The following is a 12,177-nucleotide window of genomic DNA, read 5'->3' on the forward strand; positions in this document are numbered from 1 at the left end:
GGACGGGCTTCTTGAGATCACCCGCACGCCGTTCCGGGCGCTGGCGCGCCACCCGGCCGGCCTGTTGACCGTCGGCGGCTCCAGCACGGGCGTGGGCTGTGCCGCTCGGGCGATCAGGCGAACGATCTCCCCCCTGCAGGAGGCGATGACACCCCCTTGCCTACAAAGACGCAAATTCATCCCAGAAAGGATGCTTCCCCCTGCGGAAATCTCTTTTTGCCGCATCTCGTACGCTGGTCGTATGGACAAGGTGGTCAAGAGCGAGAACGAGTGGCGGGTGCAGCTCTCGCCGGAGGAGTTCCACGTGCTCAGGCAGGCGGGCACCGAGCGGCCCTACACCGGCGAGTACGTGGACACCAAGACGCAAGGCGTCTACACCTGCCGCGCCTGCGGAGCCGAGGTGTTCAGGTCCGACACGAAGTTCGACTCGCACTGCGGCTGGCCCAGCTTCTACCAGCCGTCGGAGTCGGACGCGGTGACGCTGATCGAGGATCGCACCCACGGGATGGTGCGCACGGAGGTGCGGTGCGCCCGGTGTGACTCGCATCTTGGGCACGTGTTCCACGGCGAGGGTTATGCGACGCCGACGGATGATCGCTACTGCATCAACTCGGTGTCGCTCAAGCTCGATCCCTCGGAGTGATCGTCCGGCGACGGTGCGTATCGATCGCCACCCGAGGGTAATGGCCAGCTGTGAGCCCTGTCCATTTTCGTCATCGTTGGGTGACGATCGAGACAATAGGCCGCGTGGTCACCCAACGGTGCAAGGTGTGCTGGAAGACCCGGGTGCGGGTGCGCTAGCGGGGACGCGTCAGGGGCGTCGGTTCGGGGCGGGGTGGGTGACGCGGCAGTCGCGGTCTGCGGGGCCGAGGATGTTGGCGAGCACCGGGTTACCGTTCTCTCCGAACCTCGCCTGCACGAACACCACCGGCTCGGCGATCCCGCCCTCCTTGAGGTACTTCAGCCCCCGCCGGCAGAGGGTGAGGGCACGGGATGAGTTTCCCGCCGTTTCCGGCAAATCGGTGTAAATGCGTAAATAGCGGCCTACGGTGCGGATGTCCTTGATGTGGCGGGTCGCCTTGTCGCCGCTCCCCCACGTGCCGCGGAAGAAGTCGATGGCCCGCCGGTCGGTGTGCCTGGACGGGCCGTCGGCCTTGTAGCCGGACGTGTCGCCCGGATCGGGGTCCACCAGACCGGGATCGTCCGGGCCGCTCGTCTCGGCGGGGGTGGCCCGCACCGCCTGATCGCCCGCGAGGTCGGGGTCGGCCGCCATGTACTCGGGATCCCGCCCACCCGTCGCGGCCCGTGCGTCCTGTGGCTCCTTCGACGCGGTCCCGGGCGTGCTGCTCGCCACGTTCCCGGACTTCGACGCCCGCCGCGCGTCGGTATCGGAGGGCACCGTCCCGCCGCCCGCCCTGCTCTCCTCCGCGCCCGAAGACCCTTCGGCGTGCGCGCCGCCACCTTCGGCGCTCGAGCGTGGCTCGGCCGCGGTGGCCGCGAGCAGGCCACCGAGCGGGCCCGCTCCGAACACACCCGTGATCCCGAACGCGAGCGCGAGCAGTCCCGCCGCCGCGCCCACCGTCCACGCGCCGCGCCCCCGACCACGCCACCGCCCGCCGGCCCCTGGCCCGTACGCGCGCCACCCGTGCGCACGCCGCCCCTGTGCACGCCGCCCCTGTGCACGCCGCCCCTGTGCACGCAGCCCGTGTGCACGCCGCCCGGGAGTTCGCCGTCCACCAGCCCGCCGCCCGGAGGCATGCCTCCCCCGCCCAGAACCCACCCGGCCGGACAGCCCGGCCGTGTCCCCGTCGCGCCGCTCCGCCGCGTCCCCCTCGCGCCGCCGGGCCGCGGGGCGGGCGTGCTCATGCCGGTACGGTTGCCGGCCTACGCGCTCCTCCACTTGGGCGCCCCCTTGGACCGTGCCACTAGCGCCACCCCGTGCCCGCCCCGTACCGAGCATGAGAATTCCCCTGATTGTGACAAACAGGGCGAGATCAAATCCGCGGGACGACAACTTCGGTCTTGTTCGTCCCGCGCGGCCACGGGATATGGCAGGTCGCGCACGCGCCGCGGCGGCTGTGCGGCGCGCTGACCTGTTAGGGCAGGTCGGAGACGAGCTCACGCACCGGCTTGCGGATGCCGGTGTAGAAGGGGATCTCCAGCCGGGTGTGGCGCCTGGCCTGGGCTCCGCGCAGGGTGCGCATCAGGTCGACGATGCGGTGCAGGTCGTCGGCCTCGAAGGCGAGCATCCACTCGTAGTCGTTGAGCGAGAAGCAGGCGACGGTGTTGGCGCGCACGTCGGGGTAGTCGCGCGCCATCCGGCCGTGCTCGGCCAGCATCGCGCGGCGCTCGGCGTCGTCGAGGAGGTACCACTCCAGGGAGCGGACGAACGGGTAGACGCTCACGTAGGCCCTGGGCTCCTCCTCCGCCAGGAACGCCGGGATGTGCGACTTGTTGAACTCGGCGGGCCGGTGCAGCGCCATCGCCGACCAGACGGGCGTGCTGTGGCGGCCCAGCTCGGTGCGGCGGAAGCGGGAGTAGACGTCCTGCAGGTCCTCCGGCGACGGGGCGTGCCACCAGAACATGTAGTCGGCGTCGGCCCGGAGCCCGGCCACGTCGTAGAGGCCGCGGGTGACCACGTCCTTGCCGGCCGCCTGCTCCAGGAGCTCCTCGACCTCCTCCGACATGCTCTCGCGACCGCCGGGAACCGGCCCGGTCGCCTTGAAGACCGACCACATGGTGTAGCGGATCACCTGGTTGAGATCGCGGGCCTTCGGCCGCGCAGCGCCCTCTGTCATGCCTTCATTCTCCTGCCTGCGCCAGGTGGTCCAGAATCCGGGAGGCGGCCGTGCGAGCAGTGGCGACGCAGGCGGGGATGCCGAGCCCGTCATAGGCGGCGCCGCACACGGCGAGCGCCGGCTGCATGGCCACCGCGGCGTGGACGCGGGCCACCCGGTCCAGGTGGCCCACGTTGTACTGCGGCAGCGCGCCGCCCCAGCGGGTGACGCGGCTGTCGACGGGCAGTGCCCGCACGCCCATCACCTCGCCCATCTCGGCCATGGCGACCGACACCAGCTCGGCGTCGTCGCGGTGGAGCAGGTGCTCCTCGCCGATCCTGCCGATCGAGCAGCGCAGGATCACCAGGTCGCGTGTCAGGTGGGGCCACTTGACCGAGCTGAACGTGACCGCCTTGACCGCCCGGCCCTCTACCGGGGGGACGAGGTAGCCGCTGCCGGTGGGCGGCTCGGGGAAGGCGTCGAGGGCGTACGCGAGCGTGACGACGGCCATGCTGGCGTACTCCATCCTGGCCAGCTCGCTCGCCGCCTTGGGCACCTCCGCCTTGAGCAGCCGGGCCGCGGCGGGCCCCGGCACGGCCACGATCACCGCGTCGGCCTCGATCACCTCGGGCCGCGGCACCGGTCCGGTGACGATCCGCCAGCCGTGCTCGGTCCGGTGCAGCTCGCGTGCGGTGACGCCGGTCCTGATGTCTGCTCCCGAGGCCTTGGCCACCGCTTCCGGCAGGCTGCCGACGCCGTTTCTGAGCGTGGTGAAGACGGGGCCCGCGTCCTTGGGCGCCTCCTCGACGATCTGCCTGGCGGCGGTGAGCAGCGAGCGCTCGGAGCGGGCGGCGGCGGCCACCCGCGGCATCGTCGCCTCCAGCGACAGCAGATCGGCCCGGCCCGCGTAGACGCCGCCGAGCAGCGGCTCCACCAGCCTCTCGACCACCTCGCCGCCCATCCGGGCGCGGATGTAGGCGGCGACGGACACGTCGGTGCGCACCAGCGTGGGGGGCAGGATCTGGTCGAGCGGCACCCGCACCAGCCCGCCCGGGGACAGGATGCCGGACCTCGCCAGCGCGCTCAGGTCGGCCGGCACGCCCATGAACTGGCCCTTGGGCAGCGCGCGCAGCGTCCCCCTGGTGTAGACGGCCGAGCTGGTGGTGCCCGGGGTCATCAGGTCGTCGCCGAGCCCGACCGCCTTGGCCAGCTCCTTGCCCTCCGGGCGTCTGGCCAGCATGGCCTCCGCGCCCGCGTCGACGCTGACGCCGGCCACTTCCGAGGCGTGCAGCTTGCCGCCGAGGCGGGGCGCGCCTTCGAGCACCGTCACCTTGATCCGCTCGCCCGCGCCCTGTCTGAGATGCCATGCCGCGGCCAGGCCGGAGATCCCGCCTCCGATGACGACCACGTGGGCACGCTTGCCTTCCACGTCTCCTGACGCTACCGCCTCACCGGCCCGCCCGGCTGCTCGGGGCACGTGACCGTACCGTGACGCCGCCGTTCAAACCGGCGCGTGCGGGCGTCCGTCTTACGGTCATGAGGAGACATCAGATCGGCGTGGCGCTGACGGCCGCCTGCGCGGCCCTGCTCTTATCGGGGTGCGGCTCGGGCGCCACCATGGCGCCCGCGTCCTCCGCCGACAGCGCGGGCGGGGCCCCGGAGCACGGGCAGGTCCCCGATGCCGAGGCGCAGGCCAGAGCGCCCAGGGAGACCGCGGCCGACAGCGACCTGAGCCGGCCGGTCCCGGAGAAGACCGGAGGCGCCGGGAACATCGCGTCCAAGGTCCAGGTCACCCAGCAGGAACGGCAGGTCATCTACACGGCGAGCATGACCGTGCGGGCCAAGGACGTCACCGCCTCCGCCCAGCAGGCCAAGCAGATCGTCACCACCGCGGGCGGACATCTGGCCAGGGAGGAGAGCAGCTCGGCCGAGGAGACCTCGGCCAAGGCCCTTCTGGAGTTCAAGATCCCGCCGGCGCGCTACCCCGAGGTGCTGGGCTCACTGGGCAAGAACCTGGGCAAGCAGCTCAGGCTCGAGCAGGGCACCCAGGACGTCACGCTCCAGGTCGCCGACGTCGAGAGCCGCCTCAAGTCCGCGCAGCAGGCCTTGGACTCGCTCCGCACGCTGCTGAAGAAGGCCGACACGATCGGTCAGGTGCTGCAGGTGGAGCGGGAGATCGCCGGTCGCGAGGCGGACCTGGAGTCGCTGCAGGCTCAGCAGAAGGAGCTCGCCACCCAGGTCGGCATGGCCACGCTCACGCTCCAGCTGGTCGGCCCCGCGGCCGTGGTGACGGAGCCCACCGAGGAGCCGGCCGGGTTCCTCGGCGGACTCAAGTCGGGCTGGGAGTCGCTGGTGGCCTTCCTGAAGGTCCTGCTCACCGTCCTCGGCACGGTCCTGCCGTGGCTGGTCGTGGTGGCGCCGGTGCTGGTGCTCGCGATCGTGCTGCTGCGGCGCCGCCGCCCGGAGCGGCAGGCCGCCGTGCCCGCCGCCGAGACCCAGCCTTCGTGACCGGCCGTGGCCGGCTCAGCCCTCGTGCACCAGGTCGGTGAGCCGCTTGAGCTGGTCGGGGTCGGTCGAGGGCAACACGCCGTGGCCGAGGTTGAACACGTGGCCCTCGGCCGCCTCGCCGCGGCGTAGCACCTCGCGGGCCTTGCGCTCCACGACCTCCCAGGGCGCCAGCAGGATGGCCGGGTCCAGGTTGCCCTGCAGCGCCCTGCCCGGCCCCACCCGGCGGGCGGCCTCGTCCAGCGGCACCCGCCAGTCCACGCCCACCACGTCCGCCCCGGCCTCACCGAGCACGCCGAGCAGCTCGCCGGTGCCGACGCCGAAGTGGATGCGCGGCACGTCGAGGTCCGCCAGCCCGTCGAAGATCCGGCGCGTGTGCGGCAGCACGAATTCGCGGTAGTCGTCGGCCGCCACCGCCCCGACCCACGAGTCGAACAGCTGGATCGCCGAGGCGCCCGCCCTGATCTGGATGCGCAGGTGCTCCAGCACGATGCCGCTGAGCCGATCCATCAGCGCGTGCCACAGCTTGGGCTCGCCGTACATCATGGCCTTGGTGCGGTCGTGGTTCTTCGACGGCCCGCCCTCGATGAGGTAGGAGCCGAGGGTGAACGGCGCGCCCGCGAAGCCGATCAGCGGCGTCCCGCCGAGCTCGCCGGTCAGCGCCTGGATGGCCTCGGTGACGTACGGCACGTCGCCGGGCTCCAGCGGGCGCAGGACCTCCAGCCCGGCGGCGTCGCGGATCGGGTCGGCCACGACCGGGCCGACGCCGGGCTTGATGTCGAGGTCGACGCCGATGGCCTTGAGCGGCACCACGATGTCGCTGAAGAAGATGGCCGCGTCGACGCCGTAGCGACGGACCGGCTGCATGGTGATCTCGACGATGAGGTCCGGCGTGCTGCACGCGGTGAGCATCGGCACGCCCTCGCGGACCTTCAGGTATTCAGGCAGCGAGCGGCCGGCCTGGCGCATGTACCAGACGGGGGTGTGCGGGACGGGCTTGCGGCGGCAGGCACGGAGGAAGACGGAGTCGGCGAGATTCACCTCTCAAGGGTGCCATGACCGGGCGCCGGTCCCGCCACCGGACGCGGTGTCGGAAAAGTACGCCTAGGACAGCCAAATTCATGATCAGATAGCTGGATGGATGTTTACCGGCCGGCTCGGCATCAGGGCCCCGCGCGGGTCGACCACACCCCATGGGCGATCAGAAAGCCGGTCTCGACTGGACAAAAGATTCGCAAAGCCACCGCGCGGCATCGATTCAGCATCCACTTTCGGGACACGCCGAGCGCGTTGCGGGGAATTGTCAGCGGCTCGTGCCAACGTCGAAGCCACGACCCGAAGAAAGGCCCCGGTTCGATGACTGGTGCGATGACCCCGTTGTGGAGTTCCCCGGAGCACCGCAGTGAGCGCTGCGCGTCCTGCGCGGGCGAGCGGCTGTTCGAGCAGCCGGAGTGCCTCGACGGGCACGAGCCGGGCCAATGCCCCGAGTGGGCGTGCGTCGCGTGCGGGCACGCGATCATCCTGGGCCTGGCCGAGTCCGCGCGGCCGGTCCGCCTGCTGGTGACGGCAGCGGTTTGATCGCCGACGATGAGCACCCCCGTGGTCCCCTTCCGCCCCACTTCGACCTACTCTTCGACTATGACCCTCGGTGACCAGCCGCCGGCCCCGGCCGCGTTCAGACGCGCGGTCGAGAGCCTGCGTCCGATCGAGGTCAGGCCGGAGATCGAGCTCGAAGACCTGCCCGCCCCGCAGCGGCTCGCCCCGCACTCGGCGGCCATCGGCGCGTCCGTCTACCGCGACGACGAGGAGCTCGCGGTCGGCCGGTTGATCCTGCTCTACGACCCCGACGGCCAGCGTGGCTGGGAGGGCCCCTTCAGGCTGGTGGCCTACGTCAGGGCCGACATGGAGCCGGAGATCACCTCCGACCCGCTGCTGGGCCCCGTCGCGTGGAGCTGGCTGACCGAAGCGCTCGACGCGCATCACGCCGACTACTCCGCCGCTGGCGGTACGGTGACAAGAGCGGTGTCCGAGGGTTTCGGCAACAAGGCCGAGGACCCGGTCACCACAGAGCTCGAGCTGCGGGCGTCCTGGTCCCCCGCCCAGGAGGATCTGTCCGGGCATGTCGCCGCCTGGTGCGACCTCATGTGCGTGGCGGCCGGGATCCCACCGCTCCCGCCCGATGTGGCCGCCATGCCCCGGCGACGCGAAGATCCGGAGAGTGACCGTACGAAGTGAGGCCACCCGTCAACACAGCAGTCTCTGATATGTGGGCCGTCATGAGGGGTGGGCCCTCATGACAGAAGAGCGCACCGTGCTCCCGCTGCTCGAACCACGCGACGGCATCCCGCCCGTCGTCGCCGACGCCGCCTCCCTGGCGCGGGTCGTCGACGCCTTCGCGGCGGGCACCGGCCCGGTGGCCGTCGACGCCGAGCGCGCCTCGGGTTACCGCTACGGCAACCGCGCCTACCTGGTGCAACTGCGCCGTGCCGGAGCCGGCACCGCGCTGGTCGACCCCATCGCCTGCCCGGACCTGTCGGCGCTGGACGCGGCCGTGGCCGAGGCGGAGATCGTGCTGCACGCCGCGTCCCAGGACCTGCCGTGCCTGATGGAGGTCGGGTTCAGGCCGCGCGACATGTTCGACACCGAGCTCGCGGGCCGGCTGCTCGGCTACGAGCGGGTGGGGCTCGGCACCATGGTCGAGACCGTGCTCGGGCTCCGGCTGGAGAAGGGGCACTCGGCGGCCGACTGGTCCACCAGGCCACTGCCCGAAGACTGGTTGCGTTACGCCGCGCTCGACGTCGAGGTGCTGGTAGAGCTCCGTGACGTGCTGCACCGGGAGCTGTCGGAGAGCGGCAAGCTGGAGTGGGCGCGCGAGGAGTTCGACGCCGTGCTCAACACGCCGCCGCCCGCGCCCAGGTCCGACCCGTGGCGGCGCACCTCCGGCATCCACAAGGTGCGCAGCGTGCGGGCGCTGGCGATCGTGCGCGAGCTGTGGACGATGCGCGACAGCATCGCCCGCGAGAACGACCTCGCCCCCGGCAGGGTGCTGCCCGACGCCGCGATCGTCACCGCCGCCCTGGAGGGACCGCGCACCAAGAAGGCGCTCACCGAGATCTCCGCCTTCACCGGGCGCAGCGCCCGCAGGCACATCAACGACTGGCTCGCGGCGGTGGGCAGGGCCCGCACCCTGCCTGACAGTCAGCTCCCGCAGCCCAGCACGGCGGGTGACGGCCCGCCGCCGGCCAACCGCTGGGCCGACCGCGATCCCGCCGCCGCCAAGAGGCTGGCGGCGGCCCGTGCCGTGGTGTCCGCGCTGGCCGACGAGCATCACATGCCCACAGAAAACCTGCTGCAGCCCGACGCGGTGCGCAGGCTCACGTGGGAGCCGCCGGAGGAGATCACCGACGAGAGCGTCGCCGCCAGGCTGCGCAAGCTCGGCGCCCGCGAATGGCAGCTCTCGCTGGCCGCCCACCCCATCGCCAAGGCGCTGGCCAGGCTGGAGTCCAGGGCCGAAGGCTAGATACGGCCCCGGTCGCACTTGACGCCTCCGGCGGCTCAGCCGTACCGTTCGGGAAAGCGCTTTCCCTGAAAGGACTCCCATGAGCGTGCGCACCATCGGCGTCGTGATGAACGGCGTCACCGGACGGATGGGCTACCGCCAGCACCTGGTCCGCTCCGTTCTGGCGATCAACGAGCAGGGCGGTGTGACGCTCGCCGACGGCAGCCGGGTCAAGCTCCGGCCGGTCCTGGTCGGCAGGAACGCGGACAAGCTGGCCAGGCTCGCCGCCGACCACGGCATCGCCGACCACACCACCGACCTCGACGCCGCGCTGGCCGACGACGACAACCTGATCTACTTCGACGCCCAGGTGACCTCCGCCCGGGTGAAGGCCGTGCTCAAGGCCATCGAGGCCGGCAAGCACATCTACGCCGAGAAGCCCACCGCCGAGTCGGTGCAGGAGGCGGTCGAGCTGGCCGAGGCCGCCACCGCCAGGGGAGTCAAGAACGGGGTCGTGCAGGACAAGCTGTTCCTGCCTGGCCTGCTGAAGCTCAAGCGGCTCATCGACGGGGGCTTCTTCGGCCGCATCCTGTCGGTGCGCGGCGAGTTCGGCTACTGGGTGTTCGAGGGCGACTGGCAGGAGGCGCAGCGCCCGTCGTGGAACTACCGGGCCGAGGACGGCGGCGGCATCGTGCTCGACATGTTCCCGCACTGGCACTACGTGATGGAGAACCTGTTCGGCCGGGTGGAGTCCGTCTACGCCAAGGCGACCACCCACGTGGCCGAGCGCGTCGACGAGCAGGGCCGGACCTACCAGGCGACCGCCGACGACGCCGCCTACGGCATCTTCGAGCTGGAGGGCGGCGTCGTCGCCCAGATCAACTCGTCCTGGACGGTCCGGGTGAACCGCGACGAGCTGGTGGAGTTCCAGGTGGACGGTACGCACGGCAGCGCCGTCGCGGGCCTGCGCAACTGCCGCGCGCAGCACCGCGCCGCCACCCCCAAACCGGTCTGGAACCCCGACCTGCCCGCCACCGCCCGCTTCCGTGACGGCTGGCAGGAGGTGCCCGACAACGCCGAGTTCGACAACGGCTTCAAGATCCAGTGGGAGCTGTTCATCAGGCACGTGCTGGAGGACGCCCCCTTCCCGTACGACTTCGCAGCCGGCGCTCGCGGCGTGCAGCTCGCCGAGCTGGGCCTGCGCTCGTCCGCCGAGGGGCGCAGGATCGAGGTGCCGGGCCTGTGAACATCGACCTGCCCGGCGGCTCCTACACCCTGCGCGAGCCGGTGACCTGGCCGTCCGTCGACGGCCCCGCCACGAGCAGGGTGGTGTACGCCGCAGCGCACGTGGTGGCCGACCCGCTCGGTGACAACACGCCCGGTTCCCCCGCCGCCGTCGACTGGGACGCCACCCTGCGCTTCCGCCGTCATCTGTGGTCGTACGGGCTGCGGGTCGCCGACGCGATGGACACCGCCCAGCGCAACATGGGCCTGGACTGGGCGGTCACCCGCGAGCTCATCGGGCGCAGCGCCGCCGAGGCCCGGGAGTTCGGCGACCCCGCGACGCTGGTCGCGTGCGGCGCCGGCACCGACCACGCGCCGGACGCCGCGGACCTCGACGCGATCACGGCCGCGTACGCCGAGCAGCTGGAGACCGTCCAGTCGACGGGCGCCGGGGTGATCGTCATGGCCTCGCGCCAGCTCGCCAGGGTGGCGAGCGGGCCGAAGGACTATCACCAGGTGTACGGCAAGCTGTTCGGGCTCGCCGACCGGCCGGTGATCCTGCACTGGCTCGGCGAGATGTTCGACCCGCAGCTCGCCGGTTACTGGGGCTCGCGTGACGTGCCCGCCGCCACCGAGGCGTTCCTGGAGCTGATCCACGCGCACGCCCCGATGGTGGACGGGGTGAAGGTGTCGCTGCTGGACGAGGAGCACGAGGTCGGGCTGCGCGCCGCGCTGCCCGAAGGCGTCCGGCTCTACACCGGTGACGACTTCAACTACCCGTCCCTGATCAGGTCGGGCTCGCACGCGCTGCTCGGCATCTTCGACGCCATCGCCCCCGCCGCCGCGGCGGCCCTGCAGGTGCTGGACGCCGCCGAGGCCGCCTGTGACGACGCCGGTCGTGACCGCCTGCTCGCCGCCTACGACGAGATCCTGGCCCCGACCGTCCCGCTGTCGCGCAAGATCTTCGAGACGCCGACGTACAACTACAAGACCGGGATCGTCTTCCTGGCCTGGCTGAACGGCCACCAGGACGCGTTCGCCATGGTCAACGGCGCCCAGTCGGCGCGCTCGCTGACGCATCTGGCCGAGGTGTTCCGGCTGGCCGACCAGGCGGGACTGCTGGCGGACCAGGAACTGGCCGTACACCGGATGAAGGCCCTGCTGGCGGTGAACGGCCAGTGAGCGAGGGAGCCATGAGACACGGCAGCCTGACAGGGCCGACGGAGGAGGTCCTGTGAGGCTCTCGTTGAATCAGCGGACGACCAGACGCTGGTCCGTGGCCGAGGCGGTGGACGGGTGCGTGCGGCACGGCCTGGAGGCGGTCGGGCTGTGGCGGGAGGAGGTCGCCGAGCAGGGGCTCGCCGAGAGCGTGAAGCTGGTCCGGGAGGCCGGGCTGCGGGTGTCGTCGCTGTGCCGCGGCGGCTTCCTGACGGCGGGCGGGCTGCCCGGCGACGCGGGCCGTCGCGCCTTCGCGCGGGCGCTGGAGGACAACCGGCGGGCCATCGACGAGGCGGCCGAGCTGTCGGCGGCGTGCCTGGTGATGGTGGTGGGCGGCCTGCCGGGCGTGCGGCCCGGCGAGCCGCTGCCCGCGGCATCCGCTCGGGAGCCGGCCGCGGGCGGCTTCTCGCGCGATCTGGCGGGGGCGCGCGAGCGGGTGGCGGAGGCGCTGGCGGAGCTGGCCCCCTACGCCGGGGAGCGGGGCGTCAAGCTGGCCCTCGAACCGCTGCACCCGATCTACTGCCCGGACCGGGCGGTGCTGTCCACGCTCGGCCAGGCGCTCGACCTGAGCCTGCCGTACCCGGAGGAGCAGGTCGGCGTGGTGGTCGACACCTTCCACGTGTGGTGGGACCCGAGGCTGTTCGAGGACATCGCCCGGGCGGGCCGCAGGATCGCGTCCTACCAGGTGTGCGACTACCTGCATCCGCTGCCGGCGGACGTGCTGCTCGGGCGGGGCATGATGGGCGACGGCGTGATCGACTTCCGGCCGATCACGCGGGCGGTCCAGGCCGCCGGCTACACCGGCGACATCGAGGTGGAGATCTTCAACGCCGAGATCTGGGCGGCGGACCCGGACGAGGTGGTGGCCACGGTGAAGGCCCGCTACGAGGACGTGGTGCTCGCCACCGGATGAAGCTCCTGGTCCGGGAGAGCCCGAGGGCGGGCGGAGGTCGC

At 71.8% G+C, this 12,177-nt stretch carries 12 protein-coding genes; 8 read left to right on the forward strand and 4 right to left on the reverse strand.

Annotated features, from left to right (window positions below; genetic code table 11):
* Positions 1 to 241 precede the first annotated feature (241 nt).
* A complete protein-coding gene (msrB, locus tag V5E28_RS08030; protein WP_336205766.1) occupies positions 242 to 643 on the forward strand; it encodes a peptide-methionine (R)-S-oxide reductase MsrB in 402 nt (133 codons plus the stop codon).
* 168 nt (positions 644 to 811) lie between these two features.
* Here the strand turns inward: msrB and V5E28_RS08035 are convergent, their stop codons facing one another.
* The 3 genes from V5E28_RS08035 to hemG form a co-directional block, all read right to left on the reverse strand.
* Positions 812 to 1,579 (reverse strand): hypothetical protein, encoded by a 768-nt coding sequence (locus V5E28_RS08035; protein ID WP_336205767.1) that lies wholly within the window; start codon positions 1,577 to 1,579, stop codon positions 812 to 814.
* 517 nt (positions 1,580 to 2,096) lie between these two features.
* Positions 2,097 to 2,798, reverse strand: coding sequence for a hydrogen peroxide-dependent heme synthase (hemQ, locus tag V5E28_RS08040; RefSeq protein WP_336205768.1), 702 nt, complete (start codon positions 2,796 to 2,798; stop codon positions 2,097 to 2,099).
* 4 nt (positions 2,799 to 2,802) lie between these two features.
* A complete protein-coding gene (gene hemG, locus V5E28_RS08045; protein WP_336205769.1) occupies positions 2,803 to 4,206 on the reverse strand; it encodes a protoporphyrinogen oxidase in 1,404 nt (467 codons plus the stop codon).
* Positions 4,207 to 4,313: 107 nt separating this feature from the next.
* Between hemG and V5E28_RS08050 the strand changes: the two genes are divergently transcribed.
* Complete coding sequence (locus V5E28_RS08050) at positions 4,314 to 5,285, forward strand: DUF4349 domain-containing protein (RefSeq protein WP_336205770.1); 972 nt, start codon at positions 4,314 to 4,316, stop codon at positions 5,283 to 5,285.
* Positions 5,286 to 5,300: 15 nt separating this feature from the next.
* Here V5E28_RS08050 and hemE read toward each other — a convergent pair whose 3' ends face one another.
* The gene (gene hemE, locus V5E28_RS08055) at positions 5,301 to 6,323 is read right to left on the reverse strand and encodes a uroporphyrinogen decarboxylase (protein WP_336205771.1); all 1,023 of its coding nucleotides are present in this window, start codon (positions 6,321 to 6,323) and stop codon (positions 5,301 to 5,303) included.
* A gap of 327 nt (positions 6,324 to 6,650) precedes the next feature.
* Here hemE and V5E28_RS08060 point away from each other — a divergent pair, with 327 nt between their 5' ends.
* The 6 genes from V5E28_RS08060 (at position 6,651) to V5E28_RS08085 (ending at position 12,136) form a co-directional block, all read left to right on the forward strand.
* Entirely contained in the window at positions 6,651 to 6,860 is a 210-nt protein-coding gene (locus tag V5E28_RS08060) for a hypothetical protein (protein WP_336205772.1), read from the forward strand.
* Positions 6,861 to 6,920: 60 nt separating this feature from the next.
* A complete protein-coding gene (locus tag V5E28_RS08065; RefSeq protein ID WP_336205773.1) occupies positions 6,921 to 7,517 on the forward strand; it encodes a DUF3000 domain-containing protein in 597 nt (198 codons plus the stop codon).
* Between the two features lie 58 nt (positions 7,518 to 7,575).
* A complete protein-coding gene (locus tag V5E28_RS08070; protein WP_336205774.1) occupies positions 7,576 to 8,802 on the forward strand; it encodes a ribonuclease D in 1,227 nt (408 codons plus the stop codon).
* Positions 8,803 to 8,881: 79 nt separating this feature from the next.
* Positions 8,882 to 10,027 carry a Gfo/Idh/MocA family protein gene (locus V5E28_RS08075; RefSeq protein ID WP_336205775.1) on the forward strand — a complete coding sequence of 382 codons (1,146 nt, stop codon included), beginning with the start codon at positions 8,882 to 8,884 and terminating at the stop codon, positions 10,025 to 10,027.
* Positions 10,024 to 11,187 carry a dihydrodipicolinate synthase family protein gene (locus V5E28_RS08080; RefSeq protein ID WP_336205776.1) on the forward strand — a complete coding sequence of 388 codons (1,164 nt, stop codon included), beginning with the start codon at positions 10,024 to 10,026 and terminating at the stop codon, positions 11,185 to 11,187. The genes V5E28_RS08075 and V5E28_RS08080 overlap by 4 nt, the downstream gene beginning before the upstream one ends.
* A gap of 52 nt (positions 11,188 to 11,239) precedes the next feature.
* Complete coding sequence (locus tag V5E28_RS08085; protein ID WP_336205777.1) at positions 11,240 to 12,136, forward strand: sugar phosphate isomerase/epimerase family protein; 897 nt, start codon at positions 11,240 to 11,242, stop codon at positions 12,134 to 12,136.
* The last annotated feature ends 41 nt before the right edge of the window (positions 12,137 to 12,177 follow it).

This window comes from Nonomuraea sp. LPB2021202275-12-8 (assembly GCF_037044575.1).
GTDB lineage: Bacteria > Actinomycetota > Actinomycetes > Streptosporangiales > Streptosporangiaceae > Nonomuraea.